Below are 20,905 nucleotides of genomic sequence, written 5' to 3' on the forward strand. Positions count from 1 at the left end.
TTTCATGACTTTTCGTCTCACTGGGCTGGTCGTCACCTAAGCTACGGTCTCGTCATGGCGGGGGCCCCAGGCGATGAGGAGACCGTATGTACGGCCAGACGGGCGCCTGGCGCGTCCCCGGCTATACCGAGATCCGCGAGCTTGGCACGGGGGGCGCCGGCCAGGTCGTGCTCGCGCGGCACGACGCCAACGACATCCTGGTGGCGATCAAGTACCTTTCCGACGAGCTCCAGGCCGACCTCCACTTCGTCGCCCGGTTCCGGCACGAGGCCCGGCTGCTCGCGGCGATGAAGCCGAACCCGCACGCCGCGCGGTTCTACGAGTACTACGAGACGCCCCAGGGCGCCGCCATCGTCATGGAGCTGATCGACGGCGTCTCGCTGCGCGCGATGCTGCGCTCCGAGGGCCCGACCGGCCCAGAGGCCGCGCTGGCCGTGCTCAAGGGATCGCTGCTCGGCCTGGCGGCCGCCCATTCCATCGGCGTGGTCCACCGCGACTACAAGCCCGAGAACGTCATGGTCGAGGCCGACGGCAGGAGCAAGCTCGTCGACTTCGGCATCGCCGCGCGCGCCGGAGAGGGCGTGAGCGCGTCCGGCACGCCGCCGTACATGGCTCCCGAGCAGTGGATGGGCGCTCCGGCCGGACCGGCCACCGACGTCTACGCCGCGACCGTCGTCTTCTTCGAGTGCCTGACCGGCACCCGCCCCTTCCGGGCGCAGAACATGGCCGCCCTCGCCCGGCAGCACCAGACCACGCCTCCCCCCGTGGAGGAGGTGCCGCCCCCGCTGCGGGGCCTCATCGAGCGCGGCATGGCCAAGAACGCGCCGGAGCGGCCGCAGTCGGCCGAGGCGTTCGTCCAGGAGCTCGAGGCCGTCGCGGCCGAGGCGTACGGCCCGGCCTGGGAGGAGCGGGGACGGCGGCGGCTGGCCGCGCTCGCCGGCCTGCTGCTCCCGTTCTTCCCGCTCACCGAGGAGGCCCCCGAGGTCGGCACCTCGCTCGCCGAGACGAAGCTGGGCGCCGGTCTCCTCGGCAGGGCGGGCATGAAGATCGGCCTGACCCTGGTCGGCATGGCGGTGATCGCCGGAGGGACGGCGGCGCTGGTCGGCTCCATGAGCAGCGGCACGACGACGCTCCAGGCGGGCACGTCGGTCGAGACGCCGCCCGCGTCCATCCCGGCCGTCCCGGCGACCGCCGCGCCCGACGACACGCCCTCGGACGACCCCGGCGACACGCCCTCCCCGAAGGCCACGCACGCCACCGCGACCCCGACCGTCCGCGTCACCCCGAGGCCGACGACGGGTGTGCGGCCCCCGGTCAAGCCCACCCCGAAGCCCACGAAGAAACCCACTCCGAAGCCGACGAAGAAGCCGACGCCCAAGCCGACCAAGTCGCAGCCGGATCCCGACCCCACCGTCACGGCCCATCTGCCGGGGGATCCGCCGAGCTCGCCGACGCCGCCCCCGGCGCCGTCGCCGTCACCCACGCCGACGACGGACCCGCCCAGCACCAGCCCCACCCCGACCGGCCGGGTGCCCGGGGTGGCGCCCGCGTCGTCGGAGTCCTCGTCGGCTGATCCGACGGCTGATCCGTCGGCGGTCCCGATGGGGGCTCTCGCGGTCGGCCTGGTGACGACTGGTCTCGTTCCCGCCACACTGGGTGTACGCAGAATGACCGGAAGGCATCGGAGGCGGCGGTAGATGCACGACGGCGCGACGATCGCGGGCCACCGCCTCACCGGCCGCACCCGAGTCAGCGAGGTCGGCACGTGGAGTGACGCGGTCTCCCCCGAGGGCGCGCTGTCAGGGGTCCTGCGGTTCGACACGCGTGCGGTGTCCGGGCCGGAGGCCCGCGAACGGCTGGTCGCCGCGGTCACCGCCGACCGGCGGCTGTCACACAGCGGGATGTCCGCGCTCCTTCCCGTGGCCGACCTGGTGACGGCGCGCGGCGAGGTCTGGCTGATCACGACTCGCAGGGCCATGCCCACGGTCGCCGACCTGCTCGCCGGCTCCGCGACGGCCCCGGACGGCCGGCGGCCCGACGCGGGCAGCGTCGGCACGATCCTCGTGGAGACGGCCCAGGCACTGCTGGCCGTGCACGCCGCGGGGCTGGCCCACGGCGCCCTGCACCCCGGCACCGTGGTGATCGGGGAGGACGGGTCGGCGATGCTGGCCGAGCGGGGCCTGCTGGAGGCGCTCCGGGGCGAGCCCGCGTCCCCGCAGCGCGACATCGCGGCCTGGGCGGCGCTCGCCCGGGGCCTCTCGGCGAACTGGGCGCACGGCGACGCGGCGGCGCTCTTCGACCGGGCCGCCACCGCGGCGTCCACCGATGGCCTCGGCGCCGCCCGCGACACGCTCCTCGCCGGGCGCGACGTGCTTCCCGCCGGGTTCACGACGCGGGAGCGGCTGGTCGAGACCCTCCACGTCTGGGCCGCCGCCGACGTGCGGACCTCTCCCCCGCCCCCCACGCCGGACACCGGCGAGATCGTCACGCTGCTGCACGTGCCGACGGAAGGCGTGGCCTCCTCAGGCGGCCCGGGCCGTACGGCGCCTCCGCCCGCGGGTGACGACGTGATGATGCGCTTCGGGCCGGGGGTCCCGACCGAGACCACCGCGGCGCAGATCTGGCGATCCGGGCGGGACCAGATGGCGACGCTGCAGGCGCAGGAGGGCGTCGACGGGCCCAGGCCGAGGTCGCGGCGACGGCGGCGGAAGACGGCCTGGGCCGGGACCCTGCTGCTCGCCATCCTGATCACGGTCGTGATCCTTTGGCTGCGCCAGTCGCCCGGCCTCGGCGTCGCCGTGGAGAAGGTGGACGTCCGCGCCCCCAAGAAGACGGTGCGCTGCGACGGCACGGCCAACTTCGCCGGGGTTGTGACGACCAACGGCGGGTCGGGGGCCATCCGTTTCGTCTGGCTCCGCAGCGACGGGGAGAAGCTGCCCGAGCAGGAGCAGATCGTGCGCTCCGGCACCACGTCGGTGGATCTTCCGCTGCATTGGCATGTGACCGGGCAGGGGGCCTTCAAGGGCACGGCCACCCTGCGCGTCCTGTCCCCGACTACCACAGGGCAGCCAATACAGGACAAAGCGAGTTTCTCGTATGAATGCTGATTTCACTAATGTGGCCCGCATGACGACGACCCCTGCGGGCTGGTACCCCGACCCGTACGGCTCCCCGCTACTGCGTTGGTGGGACGGCTCCCAGTGGACCGACGCGACGCACCCGCGCGAGGCGCCCTCCCAGCAGCCGCCGCAGCCCGGCCAGCAGCCCCTTCAGCAGGCCCTTCAGCAGGACACTGCGCAGCCCCTTCAGCAGGACACTGGGCAACCCATCGAGCAACCGCTTGAGCAACCGCCGTCCCAGAACACGGACCCGCGGACGGGGCCGCAGACCGGGCCGAACGCCGCTCCGCAGTTCCCGCCGCACTTCCCGCCGCAGGCCGGGCAGCCGGCGGAGGGCCGGCTCCCGTGGGGTCATCCCGGGCAGGGCGCGTACCCGGGACAGAGCGCGTACCCGGGACAGGGGGGTTACCCCGGTCAGGGCGGTTACCCCGGTCCCGCGGGCTACCCGGGACAGGGGGCGTATCCGGGCAACACGGCCCAGTTCCCCATGCCGGACTTCGGGGCGCAGCCGCCCCGGCCCACGCCGGTCTGGGCGTGGGTCGCCGGGGGCGTGGCGGTCGTGGTGGCGATCGCCCTGGTGATCGGCGGGGCGGTGTTCCTTGTGCACAACCGCGCGAGCACCACGATCGCCAGTCCCGACACGGTCGCCCCCACGCCTCCGCTGGACTCCACCGTCCCGCCCGAGCCGAGCCCCGAGCCCTCCCCACCCCCGCTGCAGGAGCTTCCCCAGCCGTCGGACGGCCGCATCACCGACACCTCGGCCGGGCTCTCCTACGCCTTCCCGGGCGACCCATGGATCGTCCCCAAGGCGACCGAGGTCTACAACCCGCGCCAGCCCGCCGAGCTGCCCGTGTGGACCAGCGGCTACACGGCCATCTCCCAGCAGAACTACGACGGCAAGAACGGCGACTGGGTGGGCTCGGTCTTCGCCGGGAAGCTCCCGCAGGTCGTGCCGTACGGCGGGCCGCAGGACCTGCGCAACCTCACGGGCGCGCTGCTGGTGAACTACGAGCCGGTGTTCTACTCGCCCCCGCACGAGCGCAAGGTCCTGCGCAACCAGGCGATCAAGGTCAGCGGCCACCAGGCGTGGCTGGTCGAGTTCGAGATGGACTTCTCGAAGCAGTCGAAGGCCAACCACTGGAAGTGGAAGACCGAGAAGGGGGCGTTCGTCCTGGTTGACCTGGGTCAGGGGCAGCGTCCCGCTCTGCTCTACATCTCCGTCCCCGACAATCTGGACCAGTCCGTGCTGAAGCGGGTGCTGGACTCGCTCGAAGCGCGATGACCGCCCTACTACGCTTGTTGCATGACTGACCTGCTGGTCTGGATCGACTGTGAGATGACCGGGCTCGACCTCGGCCGTGATGCGCTCGTCGAGGTCGCCTGTGTGGTGACCGACGGCGAGCTGAACCAGCTGGACGAGGGTGTGGACGTCGTCATCAAACCTCCGCCGGAGGCGCTGGCGCAGATGTCCGAGGTGGTGCGCGAGATGCACACCGCCTCCGGGCTGCTGCGAGCGCTGGCGAGCGGGGTGACGCTCGCCGAGGCCGAGTCCATCGTGCTCGACTACATCCGCGCCCACGTGCCCGAGCCCAAGAAGGCCCCGCTGTGCGGGAACTCCATCGCGACGGACCGCTCGTTCCTCGCTCGGGACATGCCGGCCGTGGACGCCTTCCTGCACTACCGCATGATCGACGTCTCCTCGATCAAGGAGCTGGCCCGCCGGTGGTATCCGCGGGTCTACTTCGCCTCCCCCGAGAAGCAGGGCGGCCACCGGGCCCTGGCCGACATCACCGAGAGCATCCGGGAGCTCCGCTACTACCGGGCCGCCGTCTTCGTGCCCCAGCCGGGCCCCGACTCGGCGACCGCCCGGGAAGTCGCCGAAGCGATCTCCGGATCCTGACGGCAGGGTGGAGCGGACACCTCCCGAATGCCGCTACACTTCTTTCGTACGCCGCTTCAAGCGGCGGACATGGTGGGTGTAGCTCAGCTGGCAGAGCGCCAGGTTGTGGTCCTGGATGTCGTGGGTTCAAGTCCCATCACTCACCCCAAGCGGCGACGGCCGGTCCATTCGGACCGGCCGTTTCTGGTTGCGGCCCTGCTTGTTGCGGATTTTGCGGGCAAATCATGGTGCTGACGCAAGCAAGTCAGCCCACATTGCCCCCAAAGGTTGATATTGCGGGTTATGCTCGCTGACAACCGCTACGCCGGATGCGCGGGGGCCTCGGCGATCTTTGACTCTTCGACGGAGGCCGGATGAGAGTCGACGAACGCACTGGAATGGGGCTGAGCAAACGGGAGACCGAAGTCATGGAGCTGATCGCGACAGGTCACTCCAATGGCGAGATCGCCCAGCGTCTGTTCCTGAGTGAGAAGACCGTCAAAAACCACGTCAACCGCATCTACGCCAAGCTCGGCGTCGAATCGCGCGTCACCGCGATCGGCCGCTGGCTCGGCGGAGCCGACCCGGGCACCTAGGGAAACCCCCTGGGTCCCACCCGCAGATCCGCTCCTCGTCCCGGTGGTCACCGCACCGGGGTCAGGGAGTGGCGAGCACACCGGCCAGGGCCTGACGCAGACCGGCCACGCCGTGCTCCAACTCCTCCGGCTGCACGGACAGGGCCGGGCGCAGCCGTACGGACCGCTCCCCGCAGGGCAGAACGAGAACGCCATGCTCCTCGCGGAGCCGGGAGACCAGCCAGGACTGGTCCGGGACGTCGAAGGCGCACATCAGCCCCCGGCCCCTGGCGTTACACACGAGGCCCTCGGCCTCCAGCGCCCGGAGGGCGCCCAGCAGCTTCTCCCCCAGGATCGCGGCTCTGGGGATCAGCTCGTCCCGCTCGATGATCTCCAGCATGCGGCGGGCGCGGACCATGTCGACCAGGCCGCCGCCCCACGTGGAGTTGATCCGGCCGCTGACCGTGAAGACGTTGTCGGGCACCAGGTCCACCCTGCGGCCCGCCATGATGCCGCCCACCTGCACCTTCTTGGCGAAGGCCACGATGTCGGGCGCCAGGCCGAGCTGCTGGTGGGCCCAGGGCGTGCCGGTGATGCCGACCCCGGTCTGCACCTCGTCCATGACGAACAGGGCCTCGTGCTCGTGACAGAGCGCCTGCATGGCCTGGAGAAACTCGGGGCGCATGTGGTTGTCGCCGCCCTCCCCCTGGATGGGCTCGGCGATGAAGCAGGCGATGTCGTGGCGGAACCGGCCGAACGCCTCGCGAGCCTGGGCCAGGGCGCGCTCCTCGGCCTGCTCCACGTCGCCGAAGTGGACGGCGGGGACGTCGATCCTGGGCCAGCCGAACTTGGGGAACCGGTCGGTCTTCACGGGGTCCGTGTTGGTCAGTGAGAGGGTGTAGCCGCTGCGGCCGTGGAAGGCGCGGGTGAGGTGGAGAACCTTGGTGCCGAGGCCCGGATGGCGGCCGTTGGCCTCGTTCCACCGGCTCTTCCAGTCGAAGGCGCACTTGAGCGCGTTCTCCACGGCGAGCGCGCCGCCCTCGACGAAGAACAGGTGCGGCAACTCCGGGTCGCCCAGGACCCGCCGGAAGGTCTCGACGAACTCGGCCAGGTGGACGGTGTAGATGTCGGAGTTGGCGGGTTTGTTGGCCGCCACCCGGCCGAGCAGGGCCATGAACTCGGGATCGTCGGCGAAGGGGTTCATCCCCAGCGGGGACGAGCCGAAGAACGTGTAGAAGTCCAGGTATCTCCTGCCGTCCCGGACGTCGACCAGCCAGGAGCCGGAGCTCCTGTCGAGATCGAGCACCAGCCGGAAGCCGTCGACGAGGAGATGCCGGGCGAGGCCGTCGTGCACAGCGCTGGGGTCCATGTCGCCTCCGATAACGCCGGGAACAACATGATTCCCTCACAGACGGCATTCGTTGTGAATACTTTCCGCTGGAATGTGTCTAGCGAAGGACATTTTTCAGACCGCCGGGGCAGGCCCCTCATGCCGCCCACCCGCGTAGGCGGAGCCGCCCAGACCTCGGACGCGGAAGGCCAGGATCAACAGGGAGACGCCGAAGACGATGGCGGACACGCCGATCAGCCAGACGAGCGCCAGGGCGCCGGAGGCCGGCCAGATGAACAGCAGGACGCCGAAGACGACCAAGACCGCCCCGCTGAGGACCAGCAGCCATTCCCCCTCGATCTGCCTGCGCATGGCGATCGCACCGGCGATCTCGAAGATCCCGGTCACGACGAACCAGGCGGCGATCACGAACAGCAGCGCCAGTGTGGTGATCCCGGGCCAGACGAACGCCAGGATGCCCGCGATGATGCTGATGACGCCCGAGAAGACGAGCCAGCCCCGTGACTGGCCGGTGGTGCCGCGGATCGCATGGGCGAGCTCGAAGACGCCGTTCACGATGGCATAGGCGCCGAAAAGGATCACCAGTGCCAGGAGCGTGATCCCGGGCCAGACGAGGGCGACGATCCCGAACAGGATCGCCAGCGCTCCCCTGAGGGCCAGGAGCCACCAGTTGCTGGAAAGTAGTTCCCTCATCGGCCCACTTCCTCCCGTTATGGAAGATGGTTATTTCCGCTCAGGCGGCGGCGTACACGACCAGGGACACGGCGACGTACTGGACGACGTAGGCGGCCAGCGTGAACGCGTGGAAGACCTCGTGGAAGCCGAACCACCGGGGCGAGGGGTCCGGGCGGCGCAGGCCGTACACGACGGCTCCCGCGCTGTACAGCAGGCCGCCCACGAGGACGAGGATCCCGGCGGCCAGACCGGCGCCCGAGAAGAGCTGCGGCATGACGAACACGGCGGTCCAGCCGAGGCCGAGGTAGAGAGCGGTGTAGAGCCAGCGCGGCGCGCGCAGCCACAGCACCCGGAACAGCACCCCGGCGAGCGCGCCGGTCCAGATGACCGACAGCACCGCCACCCGGGCGATCCCGTCCAGCGCGAGCACCGCGAACGGCGTGTAGGTGCCCGCGATCACGAGGTAGATGTTGGCGTGGTCGAGACGGCGCAGCACTTCGGCGACCCGCGGCGACAGCCTGCCGCGGTGGTAGGCCGCCGAGACGCCGAAGAGGAGACCGGAGGTGATCGCGTAGACCACAGAGGCGAGCCGGGCCTGCAGGGTCGGCCCGAGCGCCACCAGCAGGAACCCGCCCAGCAGTGTCGCGGGCACCGCGCCCGCGTGTAACCATCCACGGAGCTTCGGCTTGGTGACCCGCTCCACGGCCATCCGCTCCACAGTGAACGTCGTCATGCAACCTACGATACCGTAAGTTACGCAACCGTAGGTTGCGGCCGGTTGCTCTTCTGAGGCCAACCCGTGTGCGAGGGGCGCGGCCGTGTCTGGACTGAGGAGTCGAGTGGGGAGCGAGGAACGAGCGACTTCCGAGCGACGAGGGAAGAGCTTATTGCGCGCCTCCGGCACGACCTCACGGCCTCAAGGGCGCCCGGAGCCCGCGCGAGCGGAGCGAGCGCAATCAAACACAGCCGTCGTTACAGAGCGCGGAGGAAGCGGGCGGCGATGGGGACGGCGGCGTTGCGTCCGGTCCCTCCGTGCTCGACGAACACGGCGAACGCGAGATCGCCCCGGTAGCCGATGAACCAGGCGTGGTCGGCCCCGTGCTGCCAGTCCTCGGCGGTGCCGGTCTTGCCGGAGACCCCATCCGGCAGCCCCGCCCCGGCCGCCGTGCCTTCGGTGGTCACCGCGCTCATCAGTCCGCGCAGCCCGTCCGCCACTCCCTGGGGCAGCGTCACGCTCTCGGGCTGCGGATCGTCGCCAGGCACGTCACCCGCACCGGCCGGCATTAGGTGGGGAGGCCGCCAGACGCCGCTCTCGACGGCGGCCGCGACCAGCGCCATGCACAGCGGGGTCGCCTCGACCGTCCCCTGGCCGAACGAGTCCTCGGCGAGCCCGTCGTTGTTCTCCGGCCGGGTCAGGCTGCCGCAGGTGCCTCCCGCGCCGGTCGCCAGGGGCACGCCGAACCCGAACGCCCTGGCCTCGTCGACGAGGACGTCCGGGTTCAGCCGCTCCACCGCCAGCCGGGCGAACGTGGTGTTGCAGGACAGCGCGTAGGCCTCGCGCAGGGAGATGGTGCCGTGGTCCTCGCCCCGGAAGTTGTCGATTCCCCGGCCGTTCGGGATGGTGTAGGTCGCGGGGCACTCTACGGAGGTGTCGGGGGACATCCCGGCGTTGAGCAGCGCCGCCGCGGTGATCGTCTTGAACGTCGAGCCGGGGGCGTACTTCTGCTCGAACGCCTTGCGGTCGCCCAGGCGGTCGGCCACGGCGACGATCTCGCCGGTCGACGGCCGCACCGCCACGACCGCAGCGGGGTTCTGAACGCCGTCCAGCGCCCGCGCCGCCGACGCCTGCACCGGCCACTCGATCGTCGTCCTGACCCCCTTCGGCGGCTCGACGGCGTGGTCGAGAAGCGGGACCTCGGGCTGGCCGGGGTTCGCGACCACGATCGCCCACCCGACGGGCGTGCCCGCCTCCGGCGGCGGCAGTTTCCGGTTGAGGCTCGCGAGGTACGGCTCGGCGTCGTTCGCCTCGGGGAACTCGCGTCCCTCGCGGGTGACGAGACGTGAGGGAGGAGCGGTGGGCGTGGACCTGACGATGTGGCCGCCCTCGGCCAGGCTGGGATGCAGGACGGAGGGACTCCAGACGACCTTCCAGGTGAGATCCCGCACGGCGAGATGCAGCATGGAGTCGAACGCCCAGGGACCGTGGCCCTTCATATCCCGAGATTCCGTGAAGGGAACGTCGGCCGTCTCGTCCCCGGTCTTCACGGCCTGGCCCGGCGTCAGCCGTACGGACTCGGCGTCCAGGGCCTCCTCGAACTCCCGGTGCTGGTCGACGAAGTCCGCGGGCGGCTCGTCGGTCATCTCCCGCATGCTCTCGTAGTCGCCGGCCGCCCATGCCCGTAGGTAGCTCGCGGCGGTCTCCTCCGGCGAGCCCTCGACGCGCAGCGTCAGCGTCCTCGTCGGCGTGGCCGCCGGCGCGGCGGAGGGCGCGGAGGGCGTGGCCTCGAACGGCACGGCGGCCGGGGTCTGCCTCCCGGACACGATGAGGCCGAGCACCCCGGAGAGGAAGATCGTGGCCGCGACCGTCATGAGCGCGAGTAGAGCCCGCTTGCGCATACGGTTTGTCATCGGGGGGCTGGACCTCTCGTGGAGGGTACGAGTGCCTTATATCACGCCAAAGGAGACTCAAGGGTGCCAAAGGAGAGACAGCCGGTGCCGGGCCGCTACCCTGTGACCTCCGGAGAGGTGGAGCTCCTGAGAGACCTCGACCGGCCGGCCGGGTGGATGCTGAGCGTGGAGGGCGTCCCCCAGTCCTATGTCGACCTGGCCGACCCGACCTACCTCGAGTTCTCCTACGTGCAGCTCGCCGCCCTCGTCATCGACTGCCTGCCCGACGGTCCGCTCGACGCCGTGCACGTCGGCGGCGGCGCCTGCACGATCCCGCGCTACATCTCCGCCAAGCGGCCGGGCTCCCGGCACATCGTCGTCGAGCCCGACGCGGGGCTGGTGCAGCTCGTGCGCGACCAACTCCGGCTCAAGTCCGTCCCCCGGCTGAAGGTCCGCGTCCTCGACGGCCGTACGGCCGCGGCCGGGCTGGCGGACGAGTCGGCCGACCTCTTCGTGCTGGACGCCTTCTCCGGCGCCACGATGCCGGTGGAGCTGGCCACGGCGGAGTACATGGCGGAGATCGCCCGGATCCTGCGGCCCACCGGAACGCTCCTGATCAATGTGGCGGACGGGAGGGGCCTGCCCTTCGCCAGGCGCCTCCTCTCCACCGTCGCGGGGGCCTTCCGGCACGTCGCCCTGCTGGGCGAGCCGGGCGTCCTGCGGAGCCGCCGCTTCGGCAACCTGATCGTCGCCGCCTCACCGGCGGAGCTGCCGGTGGGCCCGCTGACGAGAAAGGCCGCGGGCGGTCTCACCCAGGCGAGGTGCGTGTCGGACGAGGACCTGGTGAAGTTCGTCGCCGGAGCGGCGCCCATCAGGGACGGCGACGCGGTCCTCTCCCCCGTCCCGCCCCCGGCACTTTTCAGCTGACCGAGCGGCTACGCCTGGTGGTCGGCCACGATGGCGTCGATGCGGGCCGCCAGCTTGTAGTCCAGGTCGGTGAGGCCGCCCGCGTCGTGCGTGGTGAGCGCCAGGTGCAGGGTCCGCCAGCGGATGTCGATGTCGGGGTGGTGGTTCAGCGCCTCGGCCTGCTCGGCGATGTCGTTGACGATCGCGATAGCCGTACGGAAGTCGGGGGCGGCCACGGTCCGGCGGATGGTGTCCCCGTCGCGGCGCCACTCGGAAGCCCACTTTGAAGGCTCGTGCATATCCTCAGGACATCACGAAAGGCGGAGGCTTCGCCATAAGGCGGGCCCAGTTATCGAGCCGGGTTACTTGAGGGCTCCCGTGGTCAGGCCGGACTGGATCTGGCGCTGGAAGATGACGTAGACGATCAGCACCGGGATGATCGCCATGCTGAGGGCGGCGAACAGCCCGGCCCAGTCGGCCTCGTAGCCGGCGCTGGTCGAGATGTTCGCGATGCCCTGTGTGATCAGCCACTTGTCCTCGGCGTCACCGGGCAGCAGCACGATCGGCAGAAGGTACTGGTTCCACTGGCCCAGCACGTTGAAGATCGTGATGCTGATCAGGCCGGGCTTGGCCATCGGCAGCATGATCTGGAAGAACGTGCGGGTGTGCGAGCAGCCGTCCATCATCGCGGCCTCGCCGACCGAGGTCGGCAGCGTTTTGAAGAACGCGGTGAGGAAGAAGACCGTGAACGGCAACGAGTACGCCACGTAGACGAGGATCACGCCGGTGTGCGTGCCGAGCAGGCCGAGGTTCTTCATCGTCAGCCACAGCGGGGCGAGGGCGAGGAACACTGGGAACGACAGGCCGGAGACGAACAGCAGATAGATCAGCCGGTTGCCACGGAACGTGTACCTCGCCAGCACGTAGGCGGCCATCGACCCGAACAGCATCGTGAGGAACGTGGAGATCGCCACGACCTTGATGGTGTTCACCATGTAAAGCCCGATGTGGGCCTTCGCCCACGCCCGGCCCCAGGCGTCCCACCCGAAGTGCTGCGGCAGCGCCAGCGGGTTGTCGCCGAAGAGTTCGGTGTTGGTCTTGAAGGCCCCCAGGAACGTCCAGACGATCGGGTAGATCACCAGGATCGACCAGATCACCAGCGCCACGTGGGAGAGCCCCCCGAAGACGTTCCCGCCGCCGGTGCGGCGCGGCTTCGGGCGGGTCGAGGTCTCGCTTGAGGCCACGGGCATCACGTCGGTCGCCATGGCTAGAACTCGATCCTCTCGCGCCGGGTCACCCGGAGGGTGAGCACCGCGAACGTCAGGGTCATGAAGAAGAGCGCGACGCCCCACGCGGACGCGACGCCGTACTTCGAGTAGGTGAAGGCCGTGCGCCAGATCTCCAGAGGGAGCACGGTCGTGGCGTTGTCGGGGCCCCCGCGGTCCACCGACAACACCTGGACCAGGGCGAAGCCGTCGAAGGCGGCGATGCCCAGGTAGACCCAGCCGACCTGCAGGGTGTCCCACAGGAGCGGCAGGGTGATCCGGAAGAACAGCGTGAACCGGCCGGCGCCGTCGAGCGCGGCGGCCTCGAAGACGTCCTTGGGAATCGACGACATGCCCGCCGAGAACAGGACGACGTAGAAGCCGACCGCCTGCCAGACCATGACGCCGATGATCGTCCACAGGGCCAGGTTGGGCTCGACCAGCCAGCCCACGGGATCGACGCCCACCGCGTGGAGGGCGCTGTTGATGACGCCGCTCCCGTCCGGCCGCAGGATCGCCTGGAACAACACGCCGACGATGGCGACGGCCAGGACCTGCGGGAAGAAGAAGACGACCTTGTAGAAGCCCGAGCCGGGCACACCGGCCATCCGCCCGTTCTTCTGGCCGCCGCCCAGGTTGAGCAGGAAGGAGAAGAAGAGCGCGATGGCGATGGTGGCCAGCGGCATGGCAAGCAGGATCAGCCCGTGGTGCCGGACCGCCGCCCAGAAGACGTCGTTGTCGAACAGGCCGGTGAAGTTCTCCAGCCCGACGTACTTGAAGTTGGGCGAGATGCCTCTCGAGTTGGTCAACGAGATCTGGAACGCCTGAATGTACTGCGCGACCACGAAGTACCCGTAGAGGATCAGCGGCACCGCGAGGAAGGAGGCGATGAAGCCGTACTTCCTCAGCACCGCCGGCGACAGCCTGCCATGCCGCATTGGATCACACGCTCCGGCTCTGCTTGTTGATGGAGGAGTCGGCCTTCGTCTTGTCCGCCGCCTTCTGCATCTTGTCGGCGAACTCGTCGGCGCTGATCCGGCCGAACATGAGAGCGTTGGTCTGCTTGCGCAGCTCGGTCTCGAGCTCCTTGTACCAGGTCTCGAACAGGTTGTAGGTCACCACGTTGGCGCCGGCGGCCTTCTGCGCGGCGGCGACGCTGGTGAGGCCGGGCGACAGCGTCAGGCCCTCGGTGGAGTCGAGGACGACCGTGAGGCTCTTGGTCTTCTCGGTGAAGGCCTTGGCGGCCTCCTTCGACAGCATGATGCGGAGGTACTCCAGGCCGCCCTGCGGGTTCTTGCCCTTGGACGGGACGACGAAGGGCTCACCGGCGGCGGCGCGGATCGCCTCGTACGGCAGCTTGTCGCTCGCGGACACGGAGGGGGTCGGTGCGAGGGCGTACTCGAAGCCGGCCGGGGTGTCCTTGGCCTGCTCCGACTCCAGCCACGAGCCGGACGGGTAGAGGGCGATCTTGCCCTGGTTCTGCTTGGTCTGGACCTCGGTGTGGATCAGGCCCTCGAAGGACTTGTCCATGTACTTGCCGATCTCCGCCCAGGCGGCGGCGGCCTGCTTCACCGCGTCGTTCTTCCAGGCGTTGTCGACGAGGTTGTCGATGTCGATCAGGACCTGGTTGCCGCCGATCTTGGCAGCGGAGATCAGGATCATCCAGTACGCGTAGTACGACGCGTTCTTGCCGGCGTACGCGAACGGGGTGATGCCCTTGGCCTTGGCGGCCTCGGCGAAGGTCTTGAACTCGTCGAAGGTCTTCGGCGGGGTCCAGCCGTTCTTCTCGAACAGCTTCGCGTCATACCAGAGGCCGTAGGCCGTGTAGACGTAGTTCAGCGTGTACGGCTTGGCCGGGTCGCCACCGAAGCCGGACTCGATGGTGCCCGGGACGATGGTGTCCTTGACCTTCTTGCTCGGGTCGTCGATCGAGGGGGCCTCGAACAGCGGCGTCAGGTCCAGCAGCTGGCCCGCGCCGATCAGCGCGCCGCCGTCCAGGTTGTCGGTGCCGGAGTTGTTGACGACGTCGGGCGCGTCGTTGCTGGCGAACCGCGGCGTCAGGGTCTGGCTGATCGTCTGGATGCCCTGGTGCTTGATCGTCGCCTGGGGGAACTCCTTCTTGTACAGCGGCTCGTGCGACTGGGTCGCGTACTCGTCGCTGTAACCACCCTTGAAGATCACAACCTCGAGGGGCGCGTCGGCCTTGACGCCGAACGGGTTGCTGGCCGAAGTCGCGGCAGCGCTGGTGGGCGCGGCGGACGGAGTCGACGAGTCGCCACCCGAGGTGGCACACGAGCTAAGGAAACCGGCGGCGGGGCCGGCGACGAGCGCGGTGAGGCCGACGCGGCGCATCATCTGACGGCGCGTGATCTCCCGGGGGGTGTTGGTCATCAACTCTCCTGTGGCGGGGTCAATTAGGAAAGTTTCCTAAACGTTTGGTGGAACGTACGGCCTGCCCAGGAGGGCGTCAAGATGCTCCGGTCGGTCTAGACCAACCCGTAACCCGACTGGGATGAATCCGCGCCAGCGATCAGAGGATATATCGATGTTTGTCCAGGTTAAAGACCTAGTTAAAGATGGGATGACCCTGTCATTGGAGGCGGCCATGACTCGGCCCTCGACTTGCTGGTATAGACCAGACTGGAGTTATTTCGGGCGATCGTCTAGATTCGCCCGCATGGAGGAGCTGCGCCGGCAACTGTGCGAGTACGGCAGGCGTGCCGCGGATCTCGGCCTCGTCATCGGGACCTCGGGAAACCTCAGCGCGAGGGACGGCGACCTGGTCGCTGTGACGCCCTCCGGCGTGCCGCTCGACCGGCTCAGGCCGGAGGACTGCCCCGTCCTGGACCTCGAGGGCTTCATCGTCGAGGGCGACCTGGCGCCGTCGTCGGAGACCCCGACGCACCTTGCCGTGTACGCCGCGACCGGGGCCCAGGCCGTGGTCCACACCCACTCCGTCTTCGCGACCGTGGTCGCCTCCACCATGACGGAGCTGCCGCCGATCCACTACAACTCCCTGCTGCTCGGCGGCGCCGTCCGCGTGGCCGCGTACGCCACGTACGGCACGCCCGAGCTGGCCGCCGCCGTCCGGGAGGCGCTGACGGGGAAGCAGGCCGCGCTGATGGCCAACCACGGCGGCATCACGATCGGGACGAGCCTGGAGAAGGCGTTCGAGGCCACCCGGCTGCTGGAGTGGCTCTGCGAGGTCTATGTCCGGGCCCTCGGCGTGGGAACGCCGGCCGTGCTGACCGAGGCCCAGCTGGCCGACGTCATCACCCGGGCCTTCACCCCACCAGAACACCCCCGCCGCCCCCCTTTCGCGTGATCATGCATAGGTTCCCGCACCCGCCCACTGACCCGCCCCACCCCTCGCCGTGATCATGCACAGATTCCTGCGTAACCCAGATGACCTGCGAAAACCCTTCGCGTGATCATGCGCGAATTCCTCCGCACGCCTGTCGACCTGCGGCCATCCTCTACGTGATCATGCGAACAGAAGGCCACGGCGAGCCGAGCCGTTAAATCTAATCTTGATCACACGTCTGGCTCTTGATCACACGTCGCCGTGACCAAGCCGACCAACGAAGCCCGTGCATGATCACACAACCGCCTCGGGCAGGTCACCCGTACCATGCAGGAACCCGTGCATGATCACGCAACGGGCTCGGGCAGGTCACCCCCACCATTCGGGAACCCGTGCATGATCACGCGGACGGGGGGAGGATGGCTTTGCTGGCAAGGCCGAGGGGGAGGCCGCCGGAACCGGCGATCGTGTCATGAAAAGTCCGAAGATCGCCCTGGTACTCGTCCCGGATCCGCTCGATCTCCAGCGCGCCCGTCAGGTACGACGGAGCCTGAGTCGGCCACGCGCAGTAGCGGCTCACCTCGCCCACGGCCGTCCCCGGTGACAGCGACGCCTTGGTGGCCATGAACTCCTCGGCCTCCTCGATCGTCATCTCACCGCAGTGGAGGGCCGTGTCCACCACCATCCGGGCGGCGCGGAAGATCCGGCAGTCCAGGTGGGCCAGCTCGGTCTCCGGCGTGTCGAAGTACCCCTGCTCGTGCATCATCTTCTCGACGTAGAGCGCCCAGCCCTCCACGAAGTACGGCGTGCGGAAGACCTTCCGGACGGTCCGGGGGCTGCCCGCCATCCAGGCCAGATGCCAGTGGTGCCCCGGGTAGGCCTCGTGCACGGCGATCGACGGCATCTGGGCGCGGGAGTTCGTCCGCAGGCGCTGCCGCACCTGCTCGCCGGTGAAGCCGTCCGGTGTGAACGGCACGAAGAACACGCCGCTGCGCGACGTTGTCAGGGGCGGCGGCGCGAGGTAGCTCGCCACGGCGAGGATGGGCCGCTGGAACTCCGGCGACGGGAGGACCTGGCACTCCTCCCCCTCCGGGAAGGTCACCAGGCCCCGGTCGCGGACGAAGTCGCGGGCCCGGAGCGTCTCGGCCGCGTATTCGGCCCGCATCGCCTCCAGGGTCGGCGGGTGGTCGTCCATCAGGGCCTCCATGGCGGCCCGCCAGTCATCCGGGGACTCTCTCGGCCCCGACCCCTGCCCTGGCCCCGACGCCGAGCCGAGCCGCGCGGCGACCTCCCGCATCCGGGCGTCGAGCTCGTCCCAGGCCTTGCGGCCCTTCTCGTGCAGTTCGGACGCGCCGTAACCGAGCATCTCCCGCTCGCGCAGCAGCGTGGAGTAGAGCTCCTCCCCCATCCGCCAGCTTCCGCTCGCCGTGAAGCTTTCCAGGAACGTGACAAGCTCGTCGAAGGCGTCGGCGGCGGGCTCGGCGGCCCGCGCGAGCCGTACCCGCAGATCGGCGTCCCGGACCTCGCCCGGCAACGTCGAGGTCAGGAAACGCCGGGCCGTACGCGCCTGGTCGAGACCGCGCTTGACGAGCAGGTCGGCCGCGAGGGCGGGATCGAGGTTCGCCCGGCAGGCGGCGAGGACGGCGGGCACCTCGGCCAGCCGCGCGACGGCGGCCTCGACGAGCTCCACCTCCGGCTTGAGCCGCTGCTGGAACGGCGTGAACATCGAGCCGAAGATCGCCCCGAGATAGGGCGCCGGGTCGCGCCGCCAGTCCGGCCAGCGGGCGCTGGCGACGGATCCGCGCAGGAAGGAGACGACGAGCTCCCTGTCGATCTCATCCGCGAGCTCGTCCGGCCCCGCCGGGCTGGGCATGGCGGGCTCTGCCGACAGGCGGAGCAGCCACTGTTCGGCGGCTCGTTCCCTGGCCGTGAACCCGGCTTCGCTGAAATCCCCAAGAGTGTGGTCGTATCCATCGGCCCCGAGAAGGGCGGCTCTGACCGGATGCTCGGCCAGGTACCAGGCGAGGAAGTCGTCGAGCGGCGTCATAGCGCTCGACTCTATCCGGGACACTGGTCAGGAAGACCTCGAAAATAGGAGCAATCGGTGCCCCTGCAGATGATCGGCGCCCCCAGCGACCCCGACCTCATCCGGCTGCCCTGGGACGTCCCCCTCGAAGACTGGCCCGTCCACCACCTGGTGACGCTGCCGCGCGGCATCTCCCGGCACGTCGTCCGCTTCGCCCGCCTCTCTGGCCGCGTCTACGCGATCAAGGAGATCAGCGCGCGGTACGCCAAGCGGGAGTACCAGTTGCTGTGGGACCTGGCGCGGCATGACACCCCGGCCGTGGAGCCGGTCGCCGTCGTCACCGGGCGGACCGGCAAGGACGGCTCCGAACTGGACTCCGCGCTGATCACGCGGCACCTGCAGTTCTCGCTGCCCTATCGGGCCGTGCTGTCCGGCTCCCTGCGGCCCGACACGCTCACCCGCCTGCTGGACGCGCTGGCCGTCCTGCTCGTACGGCTGCACCTGACCGGGTTCTACTGGGGCGACTGCTCGCTGTCGAACACCCTTTTCCGGCGGGACGCGGGCGCCTTCGCGGCGTACCTGGTCGACGCGGAGACCGGCGAGCTCCACCCCGCCATCAGCGAGGGCCAGCGGTCGCACGACATCGAGGTCGCGCACATGAACATCTACGGCGAGATGCTCGACCTGGAGGCGGGCGGGCTGCTCCACCCGACGATCGACCCGCTGGCCTTCTCCGAGCAGCTCGTCGAGCGCTACAACCGGCTATGGACCGAGCTGACCGAGGACGAGCTCATCGACGAGCTCGACTGGCACCGGGTCGACCAGCGGATCCGCAGGCTCAACTCGCTGGGCTTCGACGTCGCCGAGATGATGATCCGCCGCAAGGCCGGCACGTCGCGGCTGTTCGTGCGGCCCAAGGTCGTCGACGCCGGGCATCACCAGCGCCGCCTGCTCCGGCTGACCGGCCTCGACGTCGAGGAGAACCAGGCCAGGCGGCTGCTCAACGACCTCGACTCCTTCCGTGTCTCGAACGGCCTGCGCCACGAGGACGAGGCCATCGTGGCGCACCGCTGGCTGGCCGAGGTCTTCCAGCCGGTCGTCAACGCGATCCCCGCCGAGCTGCGGCGCAAGCTGGAGCCCGCCCAGCTCTTCCACGAGGTGCTCGACCACCGCTGGTACATGTCGGAGGCGGCGGGCAAGGACGTCGGCCTCGACGCGGCCGTGCGGTCCTACGTGGACAACGTCCTGGTGTACAAGCCCGACGAGAAGGCCATCATCACCGCTCAGGACCCGGAGCTCGCGGTCCCCGATCCGCTGTCTCCCTGACGAGAGCTGAGGAGACCCGCCAGGTGGTCGGCGGCGTCCGGGATGCGGTCCTCGCCGAAGACCCGGATGCCGTTCAGCTCCAGGAGCGCGGCCGTGACGCCCCGGCCCGGGGTGAGCCGGCCCCGGAAGGTGCCGTCGTAGATCCGCAGGGACCCGCACGACGGGCTGCCCTCCTTCAGGATGGCCAGCCGTACGCCGAAGGACTGGGCCACGGCCAGCGCCCGCTGCGCCCCGGACAGGAAGGCGTTCGTCACGTCCTCGCCGTCCGGCGTGAGGATTCGGGCGGCTCCCGTCAGGACGGCCGCGCCGCCGACGCCGCCCTCGATCTCGGCCGGCGGCCGTGGAACGGGCAGCCCGCCCTCAACCTCCGGGCAGAACGGGACCAGCCGCCCCTCGGCCCTCCAGGCGGCGAGCAGCTCGTCGTCGCTGGTCTTGGCGCCCCCGTCGTACCGCACGCGGCTACCAAGGAGGCATGCGCTGACCAGAATCCGTTCCACACCTCCCATTCTGTACGGCTGTCGCGCCCGCCCGGCCGTCAGTAGGCGAGCGTGACCCGCTGACGGATGTGGCCGCCCTTCTCCAGCTCGTCGACGACCAGGACCGCGCAGTCCTCGGCCGAGACGAAGCTTCTCCCCTCGTCGTCGGTCAGCAGCCGGTCGCCGCCGACCTGGAAGGAGCCCGTACGCTCACCGGGCGCGATCTCCGCGGCGGGGGCGACGTAGGTCCAGTCGAGGTCCTGGGTGCCGCGGTACACCTCCAGGGCCTCGGCCTGGGCGAGCGACTCCTTCTTGTAGATCTCGGGGAAGTCGGGCGTGTCGACGAGCCGGGTCCCCGGCGCGACCTCCAGCCCGCCCGCGCCGCCCAGCGCGATCAGCCGCCGGACGCCGCCCTGCCGTACACCCTCGATGAGCGCGCGGGTGACGGCGAGCAGCGGGCCCTCGGGATCGGAGCCGTCACGCGGCGGCGCGACCGCGCTGATCACGGCGTCGTGCCCCTCGGTGGCCCTCGCGACGGACGAGGCGTCCGACGCGTCGAGGCCGGTCGCCCGGGACGCCGGGGTGACCTCGTGCCCCCGGCTCGCCAGCTCGGCGGCGATCCGTGAGCCGATCATCCCGGTAGCGCCGATCAACAAGACTTTCACGATTGTTCTCCCTCGATGAGATGCCGTTCCGCGTGATGGTACCCATTGGATACTGGTTACTTCATAGTGCCCTAAGTACCTGATGGATACCTTGGGCAAAGGTGACATTCGACCCCGAACCGATCACGGAGGCCCGCAGGGGCGCCTGCGGGTGGTCCAGTTCTCGACGGCCGGGCGAGCAAAACGAATAATTCTCGCGAAAGCCGATATTTCCAGTCACGGAAGAAGAATCCTTATTCTCTGTGACGGAATTGTTTATCTCGTCCTAGCTGAATACCCCGCACCGCGGATTGGGCATGCGCCGGTATCTCTAACCTTGGCCAGGTTGTGTCGGCTACGTGGCGAGGAGTTGCCGGTGATCGGGATCGAGGACTGCCTCTCCGAGGCCATGTCCATTCCCGGCGCGCTCGACGCGATTCTGGTGGACCACACCAGTGGAATGGCGGTGGCGGGGGAAGGCGTGCAGGATCCGGCGAGATCGGCCCTCGGGCTGACCGAGGCCTTCCGCGCCACGCTCGACGGGATCGCGTTGTCGTCGGCGGACGGGACCGCCGCGCGCATCGAGGACGTGATCATCACCACGGACACGAGCTACCACCTCATCAGGCCCATGGAGATGATGTTCGACGGCCCGCTGCTGATCTGCTTGAGGCTCGACCTGGAGCACTCGAACCTCGCCCTGGCGCGCCGGCGGCTGCGCACCATCACCCACCAGCTCATCGCCCATTGAG

At 69.6% G+C, this 20,905-nt stretch carries 20 protein-coding genes and 1 tRNA gene; 10 read left to right on the top strand and 11 right to left on the bottom strand.

The window, feature by feature from the left end:
* Window positions 1–86: 86 nt before the first annotated feature.
* From N5079_RS11775 to N5079_RS11800, 6 genes are all read left to right on the top strand, one after another.
* Window positions 87–1,697, top strand: coding sequence for a serine/threonine-protein kinase (locus tag N5079_RS11775; RefSeq protein WP_261583670.1), 1,611 nt, complete (start codon window positions 87–89; stop codon window positions 1,695–1,697).
* Window positions 1,698–3,107 (top strand): hypothetical protein, encoded by a 1,410-nt coding sequence (locus tag N5079_RS11780; protein ID WP_261583671.1) that lies wholly within the window; start codon window positions 1,698–1,700, stop codon window positions 3,105–3,107.
* A 19-nt stretch (window positions 3,108–3,126) separates the two neighbouring features.
* Entirely contained in the window at window positions 3,127–4,401 is a 1,275-nt protein-coding gene (locus N5079_RS11785; RefSeq protein WP_261583672.1) for a DUF2510 domain-containing protein, read from the top strand.
* Window positions 4,402–4,422: 21 nt separating this feature from the next.
* Window positions 4,423–5,019 (top strand): oligoribonuclease, encoded by a 597-nt coding sequence (orn, locus tag N5079_RS11790; RefSeq protein WP_261583673.1) that lies wholly within the window; start codon window positions 4,423–4,425, stop codon window positions 5,017–5,019.
* A 72-nt stretch (window positions 5,020–5,091) separates the two neighbouring features.
* A tRNA-His gene (locus N5079_RS11795) sits at window positions 5,092–5,167 on the top strand.
* Between the two features lie 205 nt (window positions 5,168–5,372).
* Window positions 5,373–5,594 carry a helix-turn-helix domain-containing protein gene (locus N5079_RS11800; RefSeq protein WP_261583674.1) on the top strand — a complete coding sequence of 74 codons (222 nt, stop codon included), beginning with the start codon at window positions 5,373–5,375 and terminating at the stop codon, window positions 5,592–5,594.
* Between the two features lie 61 nt (window positions 5,595–5,655).
* On the opposite strand, the gene lat is transcribed toward N5079_RS11800, so the two are convergent.
* The 4 genes from lat to N5079_RS11820 all read right to left on the bottom strand — a co-directional run bounded on the left by lat (window position 5,656) and on the right by N5079_RS11820 (window position 10,227).
* The gene (gene lat / locus N5079_RS11805; RefSeq protein ID WP_261583675.1) at window positions 5,656–6,942 is read right to left on the bottom strand and encodes an L-lysine 6-transaminase; all 1,287 of its coding nucleotides are present in this window, start codon (window positions 6,940–6,942) and stop codon (window positions 5,656–5,658) included.
* A 96-nt stretch (window positions 6,943–7,038) separates the two neighbouring features.
* Window positions 7,039–7,617, bottom strand: coding sequence for an HdeD family acid-resistance protein (locus tag N5079_RS11810; RefSeq protein ID WP_261583676.1), 579 nt, complete (start codon window positions 7,615–7,617; stop codon window positions 7,039–7,041).
* A gap of 40 nt (window positions 7,618–7,657) precedes the next feature.
* Window positions 7,658–8,332, bottom strand: a complete 675-nt coding sequence (gene trhA / locus N5079_RS11815; protein WP_261583677.1) for a PAQR family membrane homeostasis protein TrhA — start codon at window positions 8,330–8,332, stop codon at window positions 7,658–7,660.
* Window positions 8,333–8,571: 239 nt separating this feature from the next.
* Window positions 8,572–10,227 carry a penicillin-binding transpeptidase domain-containing protein gene (locus N5079_RS11820; RefSeq protein ID WP_261583678.1) on the bottom strand — a complete coding sequence of 552 codons (1,656 nt, stop codon included), beginning with the start codon at window positions 10,225–10,227 and terminating at the stop codon, window positions 8,572–8,574.
* 63 nt (window positions 10,228–10,290) lie between these two features.
* On the opposite strand from N5079_RS11820, the gene N5079_RS11825 reads away from it, so the two are divergent.
* A complete protein-coding gene (locus N5079_RS11825; protein WP_261583679.1) occupies window positions 10,291–11,133 on the top strand; it encodes a spermidine synthase in 843 nt (280 codons plus the stop codon).
* Window positions 11,134–11,141: 8 nt separating this feature from the next.
* Here N5079_RS11825 and N5079_RS11830 read toward each other — a convergent pair whose 3' ends face one another.
* The 4 genes from N5079_RS11830 to ngcE form a co-directional block, all read right to left on the bottom strand.
* Window positions 11,142–11,411, bottom strand: a complete 270-nt coding sequence (locus N5079_RS11830) for a 4a-hydroxytetrahydrobiopterin dehydratase (RefSeq protein WP_261583680.1) — start codon at window positions 11,409–11,411, stop codon at window positions 11,142–11,144.
* Between the two features lie 63 nt (window positions 11,412–11,474).
* A complete protein-coding gene (locus N5079_RS11835; protein WP_261583681.1) occupies window positions 11,475–12,377 on the bottom strand; it encodes a carbohydrate ABC transporter permease in 903 nt (300 codons plus the stop codon).
* A gap of 2 nt (window positions 12,378–12,379) precedes the next feature.
* Window positions 12,380–13,315 (bottom strand): carbohydrate ABC transporter permease, encoded by a 936-nt coding sequence (locus tag N5079_RS11840; RefSeq protein ID WP_261583682.1) that lies wholly within the window; start codon window positions 13,313–13,315, stop codon window positions 12,380–12,382.
* Window positions 13,316–13,319: 4 nt separating this feature from the next.
* A complete protein-coding gene (ngcE, locus tag N5079_RS11845) occupies window positions 13,320–14,768 on the bottom strand; it encodes an N-acetylglucosamine/diacetylchitobiose ABC transporter substrate-binding protein (protein ID WP_261583683.1) in 1,449 nt (482 codons plus the stop codon).
* A 286-nt stretch (window positions 14,769–15,054) separates the two neighbouring features.
* On the opposite strand from ngcE, the gene N5079_RS11850 reads away from it, so the two are divergent.
* Window positions 15,055–15,702 carry a class II aldolase/adducin family protein gene (locus N5079_RS11850; RefSeq protein ID WP_261583684.1) on the top strand — a complete coding sequence of 216 codons (648 nt, stop codon included), beginning with the start codon at window positions 15,055–15,057 and terminating at the stop codon, window positions 15,700–15,702.
* Window positions 15,703–16,081: 379 nt separating this feature from the next.
* On the opposite strand, the gene N5079_RS11855 is transcribed toward N5079_RS11850, so the two are convergent.
* On the bottom strand, window positions 16,082–17,728 hold the full coding sequence (locus tag N5079_RS11855; RefSeq protein WP_261583685.1) for a DUF885 domain-containing protein: 1,647 nt from the start codon (window positions 17,726–17,728) through the stop codon (window positions 16,082–16,084).
* 57 nt (window positions 17,729–17,785) lie between these two features.
* On the opposite strand from N5079_RS11855, the gene N5079_RS11860 reads away from it, so the two are divergent.
* Entirely contained in the window at window positions 17,786–19,033 is a 1,248-nt protein-coding gene (locus N5079_RS11860; RefSeq protein WP_261583686.1) for a DUF4032 domain-containing protein, read from the top strand.
* On the opposite strand, the gene N5079_RS11865 is transcribed toward N5079_RS11860, so the two are convergent.
* Both N5079_RS11865 and N5079_RS11870 read right to left on the bottom strand, forming a co-directional pair.
* Window positions 18,991–19,530 (bottom strand): DUF523 domain-containing protein, encoded by a 540-nt coding sequence (locus tag N5079_RS11865; protein WP_261583687.1) that lies wholly within the window; start codon window positions 19,528–19,530, stop codon window positions 18,991–18,993. The two genes, N5079_RS11860 and N5079_RS11865, sit on opposite strands and share 43 nt — an antisense overlap.
* A gap of 38 nt (window positions 19,531–19,568) precedes the next feature.
* Window positions 19,569–20,174, bottom strand: coding sequence for an NAD(P)-dependent oxidoreductase (locus tag N5079_RS11870; RefSeq protein ID WP_261583688.1), 606 nt, complete (start codon window positions 20,172–20,174; stop codon window positions 19,569–19,571).
* Window positions 20,175–20,529: 355 nt separating this feature from the next.
* Here N5079_RS11870 and N5079_RS11875 point away from each other — a divergent pair, with 355 nt between their 5' ends.
* Window positions 20,530–20,904, top strand: coding sequence for a roadblock/LC7 domain-containing protein (locus N5079_RS11875; protein ID WP_261583689.1), 375 nt, complete (start codon window positions 20,530–20,532; stop codon window positions 20,902–20,904).
* The last annotated feature ends 1 nt before the right edge of the window (window position 20,905 follow it).

This window comes from Planotetraspora sp. A-T 1434 (genome assembly GCF_025420585.1).
Taxonomy (GTDB): Bacteria; Actinomycetota; Actinomycetes; order Streptosporangiales; family Streptosporangiaceae; genus JAOEGB01.

Coding starts and splice junctions, on each gene's coding strand:
- N5079_RS11850 (WP_261583684.1), top strand. CDS start 15,055: ATGGAGGAGCTGCGCCGGCAACTGTGCGAGTACGGCAGGCGTGCCGCG.
- N5079_RS11785 (WP_261583672.1), top strand. CDS start 3,127: ATGACGACGACCCCTGCGGGCTGGTACCCCGACCCGTACGGCTCCCCG.
- N5079_RS11830 (WP_261583680.1), bottom strand. CDS start 11,411: ATGCACGAGCCTTCAAAGTGGGCTTCCGAGTGGCGCCGCGACGGGGAC.
- lat (WP_261583675.1), bottom strand. CDS start 6,942: ATGGACCCCAGCGCTGTGCACGACGGCCTCGCCCGGCATCTCCTCGTC.
- N5079_RS11820 (WP_261583678.1), bottom strand. CDS start 10,227: ATGACAAACCGTATGCGCAAGCGGGCTCTACTCGCGCTCATGACGGTC.
- N5079_RS11810 (WP_261583676.1), bottom strand. CDS start 7,617: ATGAGGGAACTACTTTCCAGCAACTGGTGGCTCCTGGCCCTCAGGGGA.
- N5079_RS11855 (WP_261583685.1), bottom strand. CDS start 17,728: ATGACGCCGCTCGACGACTTCCTCGCCTGGTACCTGGCCGAGCATCCG.
- N5079_RS11840 (WP_261583682.1), bottom strand. CDS start 13,315: ATGCGGCATGGCAGGCTGTCGCCGGCGGTGCTGAGGAAGTACGGCTTC.
- N5079_RS11780 (WP_261583671.1), top strand. CDS start 1,698: ATGCACGACGGCGCGACGATCGCGGGCCACCGCCTCACCGGCCGCACC.
- N5079_RS11800 (WP_261583674.1), top strand. CDS start 5,373: ATGAGAGTCGACGAACGCACTGGAATGGGGCTGAGCAAACGGGAGACC.
- N5079_RS11835 (WP_261583681.1), bottom strand. CDS start 12,377: ATGGCGACCGACGTGATGCCCGTGGCCTCAAGCGAGACCTCGACCCGC.
- ngcE (WP_261583683.1), bottom strand. CDS start 14,768: ATGACCAACACCCCCCGGGAGATCACGCGCCGTCAGATGATGCGCCGC.
- trhA (WP_261583677.1), bottom strand. CDS start 8,332: ATGACGACGTTCACTGTGGAGCGGATGGCCGTGGAGCGGGTCACCAAG.
- N5079_RS11775 (WP_261583670.1), top strand. CDS start 87: ATGTACGGCCAGACGGGCGCCTGGCGCGTCCCCGGCTATACCGAGATC.
- orn (WP_261583673.1), top strand. CDS start 4,423: ATGACTGACCTGCTGGTCTGGATCGACTGTGAGATGACCGGGCTCGAC.